An 18,979-nucleotide genomic window follows, 5' to 3' on the forward strand; every position below is an offset into this window, starting at 1 on the left:
AGCGGCAATACAGGGCTGACATCATTAACTTTTGCAAATGGTCTTCTCTCCACCTTTACTGGTACGGGGATGACAGGATTGACGACGCTCAATCTCTCAGGGAACGCACTGACATCATTTGCTGGTACGGGGATGACGAGTTTAACGACCCTAAATCTGAGTAGCAATGCATTTGCTACCTTCTCTGGTGTTTGACTTAGTTCTCTGACATCATTGAATCTGAGTAATAACATATTGACCAATTTCTCTGGAAATTGATTCAGTTCTCTGACATCACTCAATCTGACGGACAACCTAATCAGTGATTTTCAAGATGTTGAGAGTATTCTTTCGATATCTGCCACAAATAACTGTCTCGTCCGTACTTCACTCGATACTCCTATATCTGACTGGCTCGTATGACATGCCACGGATAACTGGGAACTCCACAATGTGGCCTGCGTGATTCCGATTATAGCGACTTGTAGCCCCTCTGATCTCAATGCAACGACTGGTGATACCATCAATTGGACAGCAATAGCAACAGGTGGCACAGGGGTATTTACCTATGTATGGTCTGGAACTGACGGATTGACTGGCACGAGTAATCCTCTTGCAACATCCTATGATTCTGCATGAGTAAAGAGTGCTTCAGTGGTAATCTCTTCTGGAGTGCAAACAACAGACCCAGTCATGTGTACAAATACTATCACTATTTCTCCTCCAGTTATCATTACTTTTTGTGATACTATCACTGACGTATCAAAGACAGAATGTGAAGCACTTATGTATATGTACGACCATAATGGAGGTAGTTCTTGGACAGAAAAAACTGGGTGGGGAACTGACACAGAAGTGTGTAGCTGGTACGGTGTCACATGCAATGATGGATGAACTCATGTCATATCGCTTGATCTCTCTGGGAACAATCTGACGAACGGATGGAATATTGCAGAATGAAATCTGAATACTCTGACAGATATTGATCTTTCAAATAACCAACTTTCTTCATTTGTTTGGACAGGTATGCCAGCGCTCGCATCGCTCGATATAGGGAATAATATTTTAGCATCTTTTTCTGGATCAGGGCTCAAGGCATTGCGACATTTGTATCTCAATAATAATCAGCTCACCTCATTTGATGGCACAGGACTCGCACTTATCTGGACTCTCAATCTGGAAAATAATACAATAATTTCTCTCCCCAAAGTGACAGGTATGAAAAAAATAAAGTCGCTCTCCACCACCAGTAACTGTCTTGTTCGGACAAGACTGGATACGTCCGTCTCTGCCTGGCTCGATAAATACAATACTGGGGGTACTACTTGGGAAGTGCAGGATGAAACCTGTTCCGAGTCGTTTATTGTGCCAACTATGAATAATATTACCAGCGCAACAGCAACTATTACATGGAATACAGACACAGCATCTTCAAGTTTTGTAGAATATGGACTTACAGCGACGAATAGATGAGCAACAAATGAGATTGATATATCTCCACGTACCACAAGCCATAATGTCCAGCTCTCTGGTCTCGCAGCGTGTACTACCTATGACTATCGAGTAGTGTCTCGTGATATAAATTGAGATAGTGAGACAAGCGTAGGGAATACCTTTACCACGATAGGTTGCGCCGCTGCTTCTACCGTTAGAGAGACATCGACAGAACAGATCACGAAAGCGACTGGAGGTACGCTCACATTGGAAAATACTGATTCTGAAGGAACCACATTGAATGGGATTACACTGATCATACCTTCTAACTTTGCAGACTCAGATGCCAATTTCCAATCACAACAACTCGATAAAAGTACTGTCCTGGAAACACTCTCAGCACCGCATGGACAATCAATGGCAGAAAACCTCGTCTATGAGCTCAGGGCTGTAACTGAAGATTCTACTGTTATTTCTGAATTTGATGAACCTCTCACGATGACTATAACCTATACGACTGATGATATCGAGGGTATGAAAGAGGATACACTCCAAATCTATAGTTCTGATGGGGAAAGCGATTGGGCTCCACTTTCAGCATGTAGTGTAGATACTGACGATAAGACAGTGACGTGTGATACGCCTCACTTTTCCGTTTTTGCGCTTTTTGGAGAAGAGGAAGATTCTGTACCAACCATTACCACTCCAACTGTAAATACTATAACTACTACGAGTGCCACTCTTGGAGCAAATGTCACTTCGGTTGGCATCCCTCCTGATACTCTCACGGCTCGTGGAACCTGCTGGTGAATAGCAGCATCTCCAGTCACAAACTGTACTGCTGAAGGGGGTACAACTACTGGAGTATTTACACACGTTCGTACAGGGCTCACAGCTGGTACTACCTATTACTACCGTGGATATGCTACCAATGCGACTGGTACATCCTATTCTGCTGATGGGACATTTACAACGACAAGCAATGCACCAAGTGGTGGTAGCTCCTCTTCATCATCCTCAGCCAATGGTGGATGAGTATTGAATAGTGCTTCCGTACAAGAGCCCACCAAGTCCATATCAACCACGATATTGTCGGATTTTATCACTAAAACCCTCACAGAGAAAAAACGACCCTGATATGCTACTCGACTTGAGACCATACTCTTATCTCTGAAGGTACGAGGTATTTCTCTTGCGAAAAATTATATATGTCTTGGGTCTCATACGGATACCTCAGGATCTCTCGTCCCCACCTACACATGTCAGGTAGCCGAGAAAGCGCAATGAGGAAAAATCATATCTCAAACTAATAAACAATTCAAACCACTACAATCTGTCAGCCGTATAGAAGCATACTCTCTTCTGATGAAGAGTATTTGTGTTCATCCAATAACTAATAGCTTTAATTGGCAAAAAAAAGTCATCGAAAAAGCTATGGAACTCTGATTTACCGTCAGAAATCTCGACACTTTTGAACCAGACAGACCTCTCACAATCCAGGAGATGTATACGGTAGTTGAGCGTCTCTATGAATATAACAAGACGCATGACACCTGTTCTCTCTAGTAAGTTTGTTGCTGGATACGAACAGAGATATCATGGATAGCATGATAAAGATTTTTCACTTGTTTTCTGAGATGTTTCGGTGCCCATGCGACACGAGATTGTATCATTATATTTTTGCGTTCTTCATCAATCATCTCTATTCTTCATTCTCCACGCTTCGCTTCACCAATTTGGTGAGATATCTGCATTCTTTCTCAGAGTAACTCGCACACTCTCTGAGAAAAGTATAATCGTGTGGAGCGAAGCATCTCCTTATCTTCGGAAGTTAACCCCAATACCGTATCGAGATAATCCTCGTCTTCCCCTCACAGAGGGAGAGCTTGTATAATTGATTGATCGATGTGATCAATTTGATCCCGAAGTTCTGTAAGAGTGGAAGACATCGTAAATTGAGTTTTAGAACAAGTGTGTTGGTATGTAGGTGCTTGAGTACTTAAGTCAAACCACTTCCTTCTTTCTTCTCTTTTATCTTTTCTTTTTTAATTTGCAAAAAGCTTTTTGTTTAGAATGCTCTCGCAAATATGGTCCTCTTCGTACCTGCTGGAATAATTGGCATCAAGTCATCTGTGAATTGCCCAGCAAATGGAATACATCGTGTCGTCGCCTTGTACGTTGTTTTGATATGTGCTTCAAATTTTTCATCACCATCCCACACATACAGCGCAAATTTCCCTGCTTCAACCGCTGCAGCAATCTCGGCTTCATTGGAGCATACAACAGTGTTGTCATGGAGTCTTTTCTGACTTCTCTCAAGAAGTGTCGCTTGTCATTTTTCAAGAAGATTCTCAACTGTTTTTTTCAGATCAGAAAGTGCTACTGTTTGCTTTTCTCCAGAGATACGATCGGCAACTACAACAACATTATTTGAAATATCCCGTGGTCCATATTCAATACGAATAGGATAACCGGAAAGTTCCCAATCATTGATTTTTTCACCAAGCCGTACGTCACGTGCATCGAGGAGTACTTTCTCACCTTTCAAATTAATCCGAGCGCGGAAATATTGTCCCTGTACTGGCACATCGGTGTTTTTTCAGAGAAGTGCTTCTGCGATAGTATCGGAATAAGCATCTACGACTGATTTGTCGCCCATATAAAGAGGAAGAAGTGTCGCCTGGTATTCAGACATTCGTGGCGGAATGATAAGCCCGCGGTCATCAGAATGTGATGAGATGATTGCGCCAATCAATCGTGTCGAAGCGCCCCATGAGGTATAAAATGGATACGCTTGTTTCCCATTATTGTCTTGATACGATACTTCAAATTCCTTCATAAAGTTTTGTGAAAGAAGATGAGAGGTACATGATTGCAGTGCCCAACCATTGCTCATCATCGATTCATAAGTGTAGGTACGAATCGCTCATGGAAATCGTTCGCTCGGGGATTTTTCTCCTTCGAGTCAGTCAATAGCGAGAAAGTCACGAATCGTTTCGACATATATTTTCTGAAGTACTTGAAGTGCAAATGCTTGCGCTTCTTCTTCCGTACTATGGAGTGTATGTCCTTCTTGCCAATGAAATTCTGATGTACGAAGAAAGGGGCGTGGTCGTTTTTCCCAACGCATCACATTGGCCCATTGATTGTAGAGCATCGGGAGATCCTTGTAGCTCTGCAATTGTTTTTTAAAAAAATCACAAAAAAGTGTCTCCGATGTCGGACGGATAGCATAGTGTTCTGGCAATTCTTTGCCCCCTACATGCGTCACAGTCGCAAACTCTGGGGCAAAGCCCTCTATGTGATCTTTTTCTCGTTCAAAGAAAGAAACAGGTATCAAGAGAGGCAACAGAATATCCTGGACACCAAGTGCTTTCATTTTTGTCGTCATCACCTCACGGATCTGAGACCAGAGCGTGACTGCCTTTGGAAGAAATGTGATACAACCCGTGACAGGAGCATATTCAAACATATCACCCTGATGAGCAACATCGAGATACCATTGAGAGTAATCCGCTTCCTGCGAAGCCATGGTTATTTTTGTTTTTGTCATAGGGAAGAGTATAAAAATAAAACCCTCTTTATCAATACAAAATACAAAAGACAAAGTACAAAATGAAGGAATGTGAAAAAAATACAAAAGAAAAAGTACAAAATACAAAATGCAGGATTAATCTTTATTTCTTGCACCTCAGAAACGAGAGCTTGAGAGGAAATACTGTTTGCCTTCGAGCCGTGAGCGGTCTCAGGCCGTCGAACGGAGCGGGATGAATGAGATATGTTCTCGAATTCAGTCTCTAGCGAGTTTATTTCCTTTCAATGGTTTTGCAGTATCCGCCTAGGCGGACCATCAAAAGTACGAAAAGGCCGTCAGGAATTGGAATATACATCCAAAAATAAATCCCCCTTTCTTTATTCCCATATTTCTCATCCCCCTTCAAGAAGGGGGTTATAAAAAACCCTCTTTTTACAGAGGGTTTTTTGAGAGTTGAAAATAATTATTTCTTCTTTGGCTGATAGAGATTACGTCCGACTCGTTCAAAGACTTTTTTGTTCTGGAGATTCATGTAGATAGTATTTGATTTGACGATACGAGTTTTCAATACTTCTGCTGTGATCTCATCAGAAGAAAGTGGTTTCTTGAATTGATTGAAGATCTCGAGGATGACGTCCTGGACGGTACCAGCCGTGTAGCCCCACGCACGAAGTGCATAGATACCACGACCGATGAGAACGAATTCATTATTTCGGATGAGTTCATTGTGAACTGTGTTGGTTTTTACCCGAGTCGTGAAATGACCTGAGATAGTATTTGCGAGTTCCAAGAAATGCATTGGTTTATTTGTCTTCTTGAAGATGTAAATTGCCTTGTCTTTCAGAGTTTTTGGATTGAGGATGTGCCAAGATGCGAGACCGATCATCACCTTTTCGCCTTTGACGATATCGAGAAAGACGTCCATGATAGAATCGACGAGACTGAGTGTGAGAAATGAAAATTGTGGTTTGAGTGTTTCAAAAATCTTGTCATAGAGTGCTGACTGCTCCATCACATCACGTCGTTTCTTGAGGAGTTTGACTGCTTCCGAGTGAACTGATTCGATAGATTTTCGAGTAATTTGTGGCTCGTGGAAGTATGTCACAGTATTGAGACGTGGTTTACTTTTTTGGATATCAAAATCAGCCTGAAGAATAACTTCCATCATACCTTTGTTGATAGAGCCAAGCGCGAGATCTTTTATAAGTGCAGACACGAGATCATCGCGTGACATAATGCCTCCTTGTTCGTGAAGAACCTGTGCAGCCATAGATTGTACAGCAGCAAGCGGTGTGTCTTTGATCATCCCACCAATACTTTTGACACCTTTGTCTTCTATTTGTCGAACTCGTTCACGTGTTATATTATAATTATCACCTATTTCTTGGAGTGTTTCTTTGTGACCGTAGAGACCTATTCTATGAGTAATAACATATGATTCCTTATCGCTGAGCTGTTTCAGAAGTGATTCAAATGAAGACTTTATGACAGAAGCAGAAAGTGTAGACATAAAAAATAAATTTAGAAAATTAACCTCTCTTTATATACTCATTTTTGTACGGAAGTCAAAAGAAAATCTTTGTATTATTTTAGTTTTTCTTCTGAATTTAATAAATATTGCCATTCCTCTTGATTCTGAAGTGCATTTTGAGCGGCAAACTCTTGTGCTTTCTTTTTATTGGCACCTACACCGACACCGATTGTTACTCATTGTACAGTGGCTTCTATAGTAAAGACTTTTTGATGATCTTTACCTGATTCATTTTGGATAGTATAGAGAGGAGTCAGCATCAGATGTTGTTGGACTAATTCTTGCAAAAGAGACTTTGCATCCTTGATCTCAGAACGTACTTTTTCTGATTGAAAAATAATCGCTTCAACTATTTTTAGCGTTTCTTCAAATCCTTTGTCCAAATAGAGTGCGCCCAATATTGCTTCCAGTGTATCTGCGAGAATATTGGGATTTTTTTTACCACCAGCATTCCGTTCTCCGAGTGACATCTGGAGCACTTCATCGAGTCAAAAATGCAGAGCAATCTCAGCAAGATGTGTGCCCCGTACATAACTGCTGCGCAAATCCGTCATCCATCCTTCATCTTTTTCAGGATATTTTCTAAAGATAAGATGCGTCATCGCGAGCTCAAGTGCAGCATCTCAGAGAAATTCGAGACGTTCATTGTGTTCATAAACTGTCTTATCTGCTTCATTGAGAAATGATCGATGAATACACGCAGTTTCATACAGGGAAATATCCTTTGGCGTGATGCCGAGTTTTGCGAGAACTATTCAGAGATTTTCATTATTGTTTGTCATGGGCAAAAACTACACAGAAAAAATAGAGTATTGCAGTGGCTCTCGTGTTTTCCACGTATCCTGAATCGCTTTTGTTTTTTCAAGAACAGTATTGAGGATGCCGTTGATAAGATTTTTACTCGGATCATCAGAATATCGCTTTGCAAGTTCGATGGCTTCATTGATAGAGACACGTGGTGGGACATCTTCTGGACAGAGAAGCAGTGTTTCAGTGAGACTAATATAGAGAATAATAGCATTGATAAGTGGCAGTGTCTTAATGTCAAACTTTGGAGCATATTCGTAGATGACGGAGAGAATTTTTCCTTCATTTTCGAGAATATTTTTCACGAGAAGTGCCGCATAGGCGTCATCAAGCCGGTCTGCATCTTCAAAAAATGGTGCCTTCTTTGATATCACAGCACCCGCAATGCTACGAGCGTAGAGGGATTGGAGGACGAATCGTCGAGTGCGTGAGCGAGAGAAAGACATAAATCAAAGTTTAGAAAAAGAAAAAGTAATAAGAAAAACAAAAGAAGTTTGTTATTTTCATTCCATTGTTCTTCTTTTTCTATTCTCTTTTTCTCTTATTATTTCGCTCGAATCACTTTTTTTGGCTTTTTAACCACCTTTGGTTTTTCTATCGTAAATGCCTTGTGTGTGACGCCAATTATCATACCTGCCTCATCTCGGAGAAATGGTGTACGATCGAGAAGTTTTTGTCCTGCTCGTATTTCCCATGCTGATGTACGGATACGAGTTTTTGATTTGGATTTTTTCTTTTTAGGTGAAAATGTCATAATACTGAAAAATTAAAAAGGAAGAGTGAAAAGGATTATTCACCAAGAGTATATGGAAGGAGTGCCATAACGCGAGCTTTTTTGATAGCAGATGCGAGCATCTTCTGGAATTTGAGACTCACGCCTGTATAGTAACGAGGCGTGATACGACCATAGCGAGAGAGATACTTCTTGAGTGTCTCTACATCTTTGTAATCGATGTATGTAACGCCTGCTTCTTTAAAAGGGCATACGGTTTTGAGTTTCTTTTTTGACATACAATATAAGGGTTAAAAAACGTTTTCATCTTCTGGCATATCGATGTCCAGAATATCTGATTCAGGAGTAACCTCGTGGTGCTCATCACCCATCGGGGCGTCTTCTCGTTTTGAGAGAAAGATGAGATTCATCACGACGATCTCTGTGCGGTAGAGGCGAGTGCCATCTTCGTTGTCTTTGGTACGAGTTTTGAGTCGTCCTTCGACGTAGACGAGCTTACCTTTGCGGAGAAATTCTTCGCAGCGATCAGCGAGCGGACCCCATGCGATACAGTTACTAAATTCTGCTTCGCTTTGTGTGGCTCCAGTCTTATCTTTGAAGGCACGGTTAGTGGCGACAACGAAAAGGGCACTCTTAGCACCGCCCATCGTCGTACGTACCAGTGGATCTTTTGCGATATTGCCGATCAAAATCACTTTATTTACTGTTCTCATAGAAAAAAATAATAGATGAAATTATGAGGCAGATATAATCGTCAGAAGATATCTCCAGAGTCATTTCTTGATACCGAGAACTTTTTCAAGTCCCTGTATCTTCTTAGGTTCCGAAGACGAGAGAGTATAGATGAGGTAATGACCAGTTTTAGAACCATTGATACGGTAGGCCATATCACGAATTCCCCACTTGGTCTCCCCCTCTATTTTCATCCCGTGAACGTCGAGCTCAGAGCGTATATCTGCTATGAGCGACTCGAGAGCTTGTGCCTCGAGCATCGGATCGACGATCATCATAAGTTCGTATTTTTTCATGCTTGGATGAGCGAAATAAAGATAAAAGTGGTGGTATTATACAAAATAATTTCGTAATGCAAGCGGAGTTTTTTTGTTTAAAAAACTCCCGAGGAATTGGGTAATTCTCGGGAGAAAAAAGTTATTTATTATCTTTGGGCAATTCGGATGTTCTTAGCATTAAAAACTGGACCATCTCCGAGGGTTTCTGCCAAGCGCATTTGTGTTTCTTCTGCTGCTCTATGTATATCACCTGAAGTTAATCATGTCCGCAAGCGAATTACTCCTCTTCCTCCTCTAGCCCCTTCCTGAGGATGATCTGAATCATTAGTTTCTAAAGCTCACATAAAATAATAGGTTAAAATATATGTTTTAACATTATAATATGTTTCTTTGTATATCAAATAAATTATTTGAAAATAAAAAACTCCCGAGGAATTGGGTAATTCTCGGGAGAAGGAAAAAGCTCCTGTACCACTATGATGGCGATAAAAAAGATTATCTATTGTGCCAACAAGAGTACGGGATACGGTGGCGTCATTCACGAAATGACATACCCTGACAAGCATGGAAACAGGGTCTTAACTCTGCTTTGGTAATGAAAGCATTTTCACCCAGCTTCGTATCGTACTGTGCAACCCCGCTCATTTTAGTCATCAAAAATATGACAATATATAATAACTAAAATGAGCGGGACACACGGCATCGATAGAGAAAAACAATGATAGAAAAAGGTAAACCATTTTTCAGTCTCTGTATTTTTATTTGGAGTGCGGTGAGAAACCGTTAATTTCTCTCCAATCACAGGGTCAATGTTGCACGAGAACAGCTTGTAAGGATACAATACCCTATCTTGAAACCAAAAGAAAATATTTGAGTCTTGCTCTATGGGTGATATGGTTTGAAATAGAGGATTTTTACACCCCCATTTTCAAGTCTTATTGTTCCGCCCCCTCATAAATAAGGGGGAGTTTTTGCAGTTTCCTTTCCTCTAGCTCTTCAGAAATGAGAGTCTGAGAGGAAATACTGTTTGAGCGGGATGAATCCAGAAGGATCTTGAATTTAGACTATAGCGAGTTTATTTCCTTTCAGTGGTTTTGCAGTATCCGCCTAGGCGGACCATCAAAAGTACGAAAATGAATCCTGAAATTGAAATAATTTTGTGTCCTAGATTCCACCTCGCGGACTTCGTCCTTGGCTGGAATGACGGGAAAGATCTTTTGAGTTTTTATGTACTGTGTACTACGTTTTCTTACTTCATCCACTTCACCACGCGATAGGTCACTGGTGTACAGAGTGCTTCAACGGCAATTTTGAAAATAATATTTGAGAGGGCGAGGTGGAGGAGATCTGTCTGCCCCATAGTTCCGAGAAATGCGATGGTACAGAATACTGCTGTATCAGCTGTTTCTCCTATCAGGGTTGAACCAATTGTACGTACCCAGAGCCATCTTTCTCCTGTGAGTCGACGAATCCAGAGAAGACTCCAGGCATTTGAGAGTGAGCCAGCCAGATAGCCAAAAATACTTCAGAGCGTAATGCGAGGGACGAGTCAGAGAATATTTTCATAACTTGATTGAAATTCCCAAAAACTCGCCACAGGAAGATATTGCACAATCGCCAGAATCAGGGCGTTGAGAACAATCGCTGCAAATCCGAGAAGAATAATCTTTTTCGCTGTTTTCCAACCATAAACCTCTGCAAAGATATCTCCAAAAATATAGGAAAGAGGAAAAAGAATGGTGCCGGCATCGAGAGTCAGGCCTGCAAATTGCGTCATTTTCGTCGATGCAATATTTGAGATAATGAGAATCACACAGAAAAGACTGACCAGCACAGTAAAGCGGAAGGAGGGAGCGGCAATAGGTTTAATAGGTTTCATACGTTTATTGTCGATGGTTAATAGTTATACGTTATAGGTTCCCGAACAAGATACTTCCTGCCTATGACTATGACTGTTACTATGACTTTTTAAGAACCAGACTGAAACTTCAATGTCACAAGAAGAATCTCTGGTCGAGCATTGGTCCGAACTGGTGGTCACCATGTCCCAACACCAGAAGAAACAAAGATATGAGTGTTGCCTTTTTGTTTGTACCCCCGTGCCAATTCGAATACTTGGGAAACAATGTAATTCAGTGGCCAGAGTTGCCCATTATGTGTATGACCAGAAAACTGTACATCGATTTTATTTTGTTCTGCTTCAAAGAGATTCTTTGGTTGGTGATCCATCAGTATCAGTGCTGTCTCTGGGTCAGTTAAGCTTACGAGATCTTCGAGATTGCTTCTGATTTTCCCAAATTGCATTCCTGAGATATCATCTCGACCTATTAGTGTGATACCGGCAACTGGTGTGATACTATCTCTCAAGAGAGTGATAGTATGATCCATGAGATAATTCGCTGCTCGGTCGACACCTCCGATATATTCATGATTCCCGAGAGAGCCATACACACCATATTGAGCTGATAGTTTACGGAGACGTTCGCCGAGATCACGACGTATGACGGGATCGACTTCTCAGTCGAGGATATCACCTGGGAGCAAGATAAGATCTGGCTTAAGAGCATTGATCTGTGCGACAACTCGCTCTGCATGATACCCACCATTGATAGGGCCGAGATGAATATCGCTGGCAACAGCGATACGAAGAGTGTCTGTTACAGGATTCTTTTTATGAACCATGATAGTCTGCTCACGAATAACGGGCGTGCGAGCATTGACGTAGCCAGCGACGATCATTACCACCGTAGCGACCACAGTAAGCCATGTGAGATGATAAGCAACCATTTTCATCCCCTCTTGTGAGATAAAATGAAAAAAATAGTTCGTGAGTTTAAAAATATCATATCCTAGACTTGCAAAGAAAAAATGAACTATGCCAACAAACCAGAGTGATCAAAAGGTGATGAGCGCATCAGAAAAAAGAGAACTATAATAGTGCTGAAATGTCTCACCGAGAATATAGGAAGAAGCGAGAACCAAAAACACACCTATATATACCGAGAGTGGCACAGAAAAGGCATCCAACATAAAATATCCATGTATAAAAATATAGGCATTGAGAATGATATACAAAAATATAAAGACAGAAAAATAGAGAAAAAACATAGGATGACGCATGATAGTATAAGAGAAAAAAGAAGAGAGAAAAAATAATAAAGAAGGGTATTGGTTCGTCATCCGCCTAGGCGGATCCATCCAAGATTTTATTGTTTTAAAAAATGGATTTAATTGTTTGCAGGACCTTCTCGGCATCGTGTCGTAAAGTGTTTCTAGATATACCTCCAAGTATGCTCACCTTGGGGCCCAAGGTATCTGATAAAAAGTTATCAATAATTTTCTTAGGATTACTTTCCCCGACTGGTACTTTTTGCTTTTCGTCTATTCCCGTACCATCATGTATGAGAATAGTATCGATATCTATGTGACCGAGAAATCTTTCCATCTCAGAAAGATACATATCTACATCATATCCATCACAGTGTCCCGGAGGAAAATTGGAAGCATTAGCAATAAATATTTTTTTTGCTTTTGATCATTTGAGAGCATCGAGCATCCCTTCTGGCAAGAGACAGGCAAGAAGAGAGGTATAAAATGTTCCAGGTCCGAGAATGATACAATCAGCATCAAGAATAGCTTCTGTAGCTGGTCAATAGGCGTGAGTTCTCGGGGTGAGTTCCAATGTTGCAATCTGGTTTGATAGATGCGTCTGGGAAATGATATGATCTTCTCAGAGCATTCTCTCGCCATTTTTGAGTGTCACGAGAATATCATGAATTTCTTCTGTCGCTGGGAGAATACGGTGGGTATGAATACCCAGCATCTCATGAGCTCGTGCCAGTCATTCGCCTACGCCATATTGTTCGATAAGCCCGAGAAGCCATATATTACCAACTGGATGTCCATCGAGAAAACCATGCTGAAATCGATATTCGGTCCAGATACTTGCCTTGCCAGCAAGAGAGGAGAGATTTTTCCGAATATCGCCGAGTGCTGGTACAGCATACATCTGCCGTAAAACACCCGTACTCCCACCACTATCAGAGGTGGAGACAATCGCTGTGAGCTGTATATCTGGATGTTTTTGAAATGTTTTGAGAAGATTGGCTATTCATGATCCTCCTCCGATAAGTACGATATGCATAATGGTGATATAGTAGAGAATTTTTCTATTTTTCAACTTTTAGACTACCAAGAAAAAAAATACTCCTATAATCACTCTTATGAACCGAACTCTTTTTGCTCTTTTTATTGCCACGCTTTCTCTCGTCGTGGCTGTTGTATCTACTCTTTTTATCCTGAATACGGATATCCGAAATCTCTCTGAACATACTGGGGGTATGCAGGGTGCCCTCCATACCATTTTTGATACTGTCTGACCAGCTACGGTCGCTCTTTCTGCAACCAAATCATGAATCGATGAAGTCACAACAAGACAATGAACTGGTATTATCGTGCGATCAGACGGTATCGTTCTCACCAATAAACATCTCGTGGAAGAATGATTTACCTATACTATTGAATTTCAAGATGGTACAAAAATGCCAGCCCAAGTCTCAAAAATCCATCCCACATATGACCTCGCACTTCTCACACTCCTATCAGATATACCTCTCACGCTCCCTGTAGGAAAATTTATCAATTCTCAAGCAAATGTACGTGCTGGAGATATCATCGTCAGTATCGGAAATACTCTCGGGCTGTATCCTCAGTCTATCGTGCAAGGCATTATCTCAGGAGTGAACAGAACTGTGCCCCTGGGAACAACTCCTATGGTTGGACTTATCCAAACGAGTATTCCTGTCAATCTCGGAAATAGTGGGGGGCCTCTTATCAATGTAGATGGAAAAATCATCGGGATCAATACTGGCATCGTCTGAGGGAGCTCTCAGATAGGATGGTCATTGCCCCTTACACAGAGTGAAGTGGATTCTTTTGTACGATAAATAGTATTTTTAAAATGCTCCTTTCTTTCGAGAGGAGCATTTTTAAATATCTCAGAAGGATGTGGGTTTTGCTAAAAAACTAAACTTGAAAGTACGGGTATCACGGTTGAATTTGATCCTGAGACATAGAGAGTACATTGACCAGTGGTCGCTGTCGTCAAACGGAATCGTTCCAGGTCTTGAGATGCTGCAGTTACTTTTGGACAAGAAGAATCCAGAGCTGTGCCATTAAAGCATTTTCCGTTACCATTACCAATGGTGTCTAATATGTCTCCATTCACTGTGAGTGATCCTCCTCGTGTATTATAGGTGGAGAGACGACCATTGATGATAAGGGGATTAGTGAGCAGATATGCATCATCTATCCAGTTCATTTGAGAAGCATCTTCGCCATTTATGAGTGCTCAATCTGCAATCAGCGTAGCACCAATTCTGATAACCGCTGGATTGACATAGATATTGCCTCCTACACCATCACTATTTTTTCTGGCTATGATTACCAATGAAGCATTGGTACCACTACTATACGTTATATTCCCATCTATCTGCACATCCATACCTTCTACCAAGAGAACTTTTGGAGATCCGAGAGACGTCGTAGCTGCAGTCGTTCAGACAGTAACAAATTTTTGAGTATTAGTAGCATTTTTGTAATAATAGTACCCGTTCGTATTATGAGTGTTTGATCCTATGAGTTTCGCAGCGGGTGTGGTATTGAGGTCTATCATGTCAGAATTTCAGGATATTTCATCCGAATCATAGAGATTCTTGATATAGGTATTGATATTTTGACTGAGACGAGTGTGGAAAGTAGTATTTTGTGTGGCTCGGGTACTATCGCTCAGTGAATATCCATACCGTGAGGCATTCATTCTATCTATCAGCGGTGGCACATACGTCATCAATGTCGGTACTTGTGACATCGTACCATCAGCAAAACAACCGACGTAAGATGGTGCAGCTCATGGTGAGTATTGTCAGTATGTCACATTTCCCGCCGCATCACTCACACAGTATTTTACTGTATCCCCAGGTAAAGCCAATACGGTTTTATTTGTAGTATAATCATAATGACCCGATGTTTTTATGACTTTCCCTATCTCAGTACACGTAGGGTCTCCAGAGAAAGAAGTCTGAATACTCAGTGGAAGACCCGAGAGAGTATCTTCTGCGATGATAGTTATAGAGAGACCACCCAACGGTATAACATTGATGACTGGATTTGTATGATCAATACCTAGTGAAACTTTTACTTCTGCTGGAGATTGAGCGCTTGTTGGATTCCCAGCATTATCATACACATAAAATGATGTATCTGTGAGAACACCTTCTCAGAAAGTACGAGTAAATATGGTCGTATCTGTCAGATCATTTGCTACCCAAGCTCAATCTTTTACACCAGCACACGTACAGGCATCTGTAAAATCACCACCATTTTCACATTTTATGGCAACAGTGATATCATTTTTGCTCCAGTTTGGTGAATTAAATGTTTTTGTACCGCTCGGATAAAAAGTACCAATTGGTGTGGTACTATCCCGTCCAGCTCAATGAGATATCGTCTGGTAACTCGATCCTCCCCCATAATCACCTTGGTAAATAGCTACATCTCACTGACCAGATGGTAATCTGACAGTGCACGTAATATTTTCATAGAGAGTATCGCTCGGGTGCAATCGAGTACATGTTATAAGTAAATCATCCCGATCTTGTCATCCTGTTCTCCATCGCATGTTCGTCGTAACAGAAAGTGCTGAAGTGCCAGCAAAGAGAGATTCAAACTTTTCTCTACACTGTGTCAGAGCACTACCAAACTGATCACATGCAATAGCATATTCACTGTCTGCTCCTACAACACACATAATACTATCAGAAGATGTGACAACAAAGGATGTCGGTTGCCGAAAATTGGCCGTGCAAGTCTTGTCAGTTTCCATAATGACAACACCATCACTACAGTCCGCATTGCCACTCCAGCCAGAAAACGCAGAGCCAGTCGCAGGTACAGGGGTCAATGTGACAGACGTACCAGAAGTATAGGTTTCTGAGCAATCAGATCCACAGTTGATACCAAGAGGAGATGATGTCACGGTTCCTGTTCCAGTGCCAACCTTGTTAACTATGAGGGTATTCGTACAAACACTAGAAACGGTACCAGAAGTAGAGGATGAGACAGACGTCCCAAAAGAATTGGACGCTTTAATAGTGTATGAGTAGGTCATTCATCGAACCAGATTGCTATCCGAGAATGCTAGGCCTGCCCCATCGTATACCAGTATTGTGTCACGATAGACTTTGTAATTTGTTGCCCCAGATGACGCATTCCAGGAGAGATTGAGCCAATTATTGTTACAGTAGCTCGTGGATGCGATAAAGCCAGTTGGTGTCGTCGGTGGTGGTCATGATGTCGTAATAAATGTGGCCGTGCAAGTCTTGTCAGTTTCCATAATGACAACACCATCACTACAGTCCGCATTGCCACTCCAGCCAGAAAACGCAGAGCCAGTCGCAGGTACAGGGGTCAATGTGACAGACGTACCAGAAGTATAGGTTTCTGAGCAATCAGATCCACAGTTGATACCAAGAGGAGATGATGTCACGGTTCCTGTTCCAGTGCCAATCTTATTGATTGTGAGTGTGTCAGATGGTCACACATCTGCCAAACAAATCGTACCATTCCATGTAGTACCAGTGATACATGATGCTGTCGCAGTAGCACTCTTGAGCTCCACTGAATTGTTATACAAGAAGAAAGTTCTTGAACCATGTGCGACTGTGTAAGAAGTCCCATTACTTGCGTTTGCTGTTGCAACAGTCATGTTTGTAGGAGTAGTAACTGCAGAAGTACCTACTGGATTTGTAGTACTCCAAACAAGAGTAGTGGAACAACTATTCGCTCCTGCGGCAATGGTACAGTCAGAAGCAGTAAGGGTACCAGATGGTCATGCAGTCGTAGAAAAAGTAGCATCGGGAGAATATCCTGTACCGGTAGTATTCGTCGCATACCCTCGATAATGGTACGTGGTACTCGGACTCAGTCATGATCTCAGGTGAGTGAATATTCAGAGTGTTATCGCTCATTCTGCCTGACAGATTGATCCAGCGACTCAGAGTCCAGGATTTGCTGAGAGTCCCCAACACGTTCCACGAGCAGAGATGGCTGCTGGAATACCGAGAGAGGTCACATTGGCTCAGAGAGTGGCAGATGAGGAAGTGATATTGGTGGCTGTAGGTGAAGTGACAGTGGGGATGGCATCTGCCAAACAAATCGTACCATTCCATGTAGTACCAGTGATACATGATGCTGTCGCAGTAGCACTCTTGAGCTCCACTGAATTGTTATACAAGAAGAAAGTTCTTGAACCATGTGCGACTGCGTAAGAAGTCCCATTACTTGCGTTTGCTGTTGCAACAGTCATGTTTGTAGGAGTAGTAACTGCAGAAGTACCTACTGGATTTGTAGTACTCCAAACAAGAGTAGTGGAACAACTATTCGCTCCTGCGGCAATGGTACAGTCAGAAGCAGTAAGGGTACCAGATGGTCATGCAGTCGTAGAAAAAGTAGCATCGGGAGAATATCCTGTACCGGTAGTATTCGTCGCATACCCTCGATAATGGTAGAGAGTGGATGGAGAGAATCATGATCGTAGGTGGGTAAATACTCAGGTTGTCACAGATCATTCTGCCTGACAGGTTGATCCAGCGACTCAGAGTCCAGGATTTGCTGAGAGTCCCCAACACGTTCCACGTTGTGAGATAACTGCTGGAATACCGAGGGAGGTCACATTGGCTCAGAGAGTGACAGATGAGGAAGTGATATTGGTAGCTGTAGGTGAGATGATTGTCGGAATAGCTGGTTTATTGGCAGAACAGTTTACCACATTTGCATTTGGAGCAGTGCAAGTCCAGGAATATGTATTGTCTGAATCAGTAACATCACTTCTCGTTGCTCCCGTTGGACAAGCCGCTGTACCAGAAGGTTCTGCAATCAAAGTAGCGCCGTTTGCAGTACCACAACTAGCCACTTCGCCTACACAATGTCCTCCTCCCAATACACAATATCGTCCAGTAGCTGCCTTACCTCCACGGACACCAGCATCAACCCCTGTGACTATAGCCCCCATTGAAAAATAATATATTCCAGGAGTACTAGGAGCATTTCCTGTCAATGAAAGAGAGACATTGTTTGGATTACCAATACCTTTTACAACACGATTCCAATACGTTGATACATATTTGCTATATCTAACTCTGTTTATCGGAGTATTGAGCCCTGTTCCAGTGTACCAGGTCTCAGCTGCTTCCCGAGAAGCAAAACTGTTATACCCTGTTTTTGGCAAATATAAATCTATCCTTGGTGGTACAGGGCTTGTGGTAGTATATTTGATAACTATAGTCCCCAAACTTGCGCCTCCAATTACATTTGGTACTGGGCTGGGAATAGTAAAATAACCACCACTTTTTATTCCATACAAAGCGTAAATAGTAGTCCACCCTCCTGTCACAAAAACATCTGCTGGGTTAGTATCGGTTATAACAGAGTTGACATTACCGACAACAATAAGTTCTGGGCACTCTAAAGTGGTTGGTGTTGTACCTTCTGTTTTATAATAATTCATTGTTGCAGTGTACGTCCCCACTTGTAATCCTGAAGTCAAAAACTTTACAAATTTGGGTCCGTATGCTGAATTACTCGTTTCAGTATAGGTAGCTGGTCCTGTTAAAGTAACTGATACATGATGAAAGTCGTTTGCATTAAAATCATCTGCCTCCAATTCAAATTTGGCATATCTGTCAGTACCTGTAGCAACATTTAAACTGGTACTCATACAATAAGCTGTTGTAGTTTGATTTCCTGCACCATTAGAAATCGATATTCCTGGACCGAGTAGATTTTCATCGACATCAGTAGCAAAAACTATTGAATTATTGAGGAAAACAATCAAAAACGTACCCAAAACCAAAGAGAGAACACTGGAACAGATGAATTTCTTTTTCATATAT

General features: G+C 41.7%; 16 protein-coding genes. 2 read left to right on the forward strand and 14 right to left on the reverse strand.

Features of this window, described 5'->3' with window-relative positions; genetic code table 25:
• A partial coding sequence (locus WC753_02165) for a fibronectin type III domain-containing protein (GenBank protein ID MFA6080266.1) occupies positions 1-2,979 on the forward strand: 2,979 nt, incomplete at its 5' end.
• Here the strand turns inward: WC753_02165 and WC753_02170 are convergent.
• The 13 genes from WC753_02170 to WC753_02230 all read right to left on the reverse strand — a co-directional run bounded on the left by WC753_02170 (position 2,976) and on the right by WC753_02230 (position 13,173).
• A complete protein-coding gene (locus WC753_02170) occupies positions 2,976-3,362 on the reverse strand; it encodes a chorismate mutase (protein ID MFA6080267.1) in 387 nt (128 codons plus the stop codon). The genes WC753_02165 and WC753_02170 overlap by 4 nt on opposite strands.
• A 119-nt stretch (positions 3,363-3,481) precedes the next feature.
• Positions 3,482-4,966 carry a proline--tRNA ligase gene (gene proS / locus WC753_02175; protein ID MFA6080268.1) on the reverse strand — a complete coding sequence of 495 codons (1,485 nt, stop codon included), beginning with the start codon at positions 4,964-4,966 and terminating at the stop codon, positions 3,482-3,484.
• A 445-nt stretch (positions 4,967-5,411) separates the two neighbouring features.
• Positions 5,412-6,458: a sigma factor-like helix-turn-helix DNA-binding protein gene (locus WC753_02180; GenBank protein MFA6080269.1), complete on the reverse strand. Its 1,047-nt coding sequence runs from the start codon at positions 6,456-6,458 to the stop codon at positions 5,412-5,414.
• 74 nt (positions 6,459-6,532) lie between these two features.
• Positions 6,533-7,261 (reverse strand): ribonuclease III, encoded by a 729-nt coding sequence (gene rnc, locus WC753_02185; GenBank protein ID MFA6080270.1) that lies wholly within the window; start codon positions 7,259-7,261, stop codon positions 6,533-6,535.
• A gap of 9 nt (positions 7,262-7,270) precedes the next feature.
• Positions 7,271-7,732, reverse strand: coding sequence for a transcription antitermination protein NusB (locus tag WC753_02190; protein ID MFA6080271.1), 462 nt, complete (start codon positions 7,730-7,732; stop codon positions 7,271-7,273).
• Between the two features lie 98 nt (positions 7,733-7,830).
• On the reverse strand, positions 7,831-8,040 hold the full coding sequence (locus WC753_02195) for a hypothetical protein (GenBank protein ID MFA6080272.1): 210 nt from the start codon (positions 8,038-8,040) through the stop codon (positions 7,831-7,833).
• Positions 8,041-8,075: 35 nt separating this feature from the next.
• Positions 8,076-8,297 (reverse strand): 30S ribosomal protein S18, encoded by a 222-nt coding sequence (gene rpsR, locus WC753_02200; protein MFA6080273.1) that lies wholly within the window; start codon positions 8,295-8,297, stop codon positions 8,076-8,078.
• 12 nt (positions 8,298-8,309) lie between these two features.
• Entirely contained in the window at positions 8,310-8,732 is a 423-nt protein-coding gene (ssb, locus tag WC753_02205) for a single-stranded DNA-binding protein (protein ID MFA6080274.1), read from the reverse strand.
• Positions 8,733-8,753: 21 nt separating this feature from the next.
• Positions 8,754-9,047 carry a 30S ribosomal protein S6 gene (rpsF, locus tag WC753_02210; protein MFA6080275.1) on the reverse strand — a complete coding sequence of 98 codons (294 nt, stop codon included), beginning with the start codon at positions 9,045-9,047 and terminating at the stop codon, positions 8,754-8,756.
• A gap of 128 nt (positions 9,048-9,175) precedes the next feature.
• Positions 9,176-9,571 carry a hypothetical protein gene (locus WC753_02215; protein ID MFA6080276.1) on the reverse strand — a complete coding sequence of 132 codons (396 nt, stop codon included), beginning with the start codon at positions 9,569-9,571 and terminating at the stop codon, positions 9,176-9,178.
• 707 nt (positions 9,572-10,278) lie between these two features.
• Complete coding sequence (locus WC753_02220; GenBank protein MFA6080277.1) at positions 10,279-10,908, reverse strand: queuosine precursor transporter; 630 nt, start codon at positions 10,906-10,908, stop codon at positions 10,279-10,281.
• An 89-nt stretch (positions 10,909-10,997) separates the two neighbouring features.
• Positions 10,998-12,059 (reverse strand): metallophosphoesterase, encoded by a 1,062-nt coding sequence (locus tag WC753_02225; protein MFA6080278.1) that lies wholly within the window; start codon positions 12,057-12,059, stop codon positions 10,998-11,000.
• Positions 12,060-12,243: 184 nt separating this feature from the next.
• Positions 12,244-13,173, reverse strand: coding sequence for a gluconeogenesis factor YvcK family protein (locus WC753_02230; GenBank protein MFA6080279.1), 930 nt, complete (start codon positions 13,171-13,173; stop codon positions 12,244-12,246).
• A 79-nt stretch (positions 13,174-13,252) separates the two neighbouring features.
• Between WC753_02230 and WC753_02235 the strand changes: the two genes are divergently transcribed.
• Positions 13,253-13,975, forward strand: a complete 723-nt coding sequence (locus WC753_02235) for a trypsin-like peptidase domain-containing protein (protein ID MFA6080280.1) — start codon at positions 13,253-13,255, stop codon at positions 13,973-13,975.
• Positions 13,976-14,046: 71 nt separating this feature from the next.
• Here WC753_02235 and WC753_02240 read toward each other — a convergent pair whose 3' ends face one another.
• Positions 14,047-18,975, reverse strand: coding sequence for a hypothetical protein (locus WC753_02240; GenBank protein MFA6080281.1), 4,929 nt, complete (start codon positions 18,973-18,975; stop codon positions 14,047-14,049).
• Between the last annotated feature and the right edge of the window lie 4 nt (positions 18,976-18,979).

It is taken from the genome of Candidatus Gracilibacteria bacterium (assembly GCA_041660965.1).
GTDB lineage: Bacteria > Patescibacteriota > Gracilibacteria > BD1-5 > JAGOOR01 > JAGOOR01.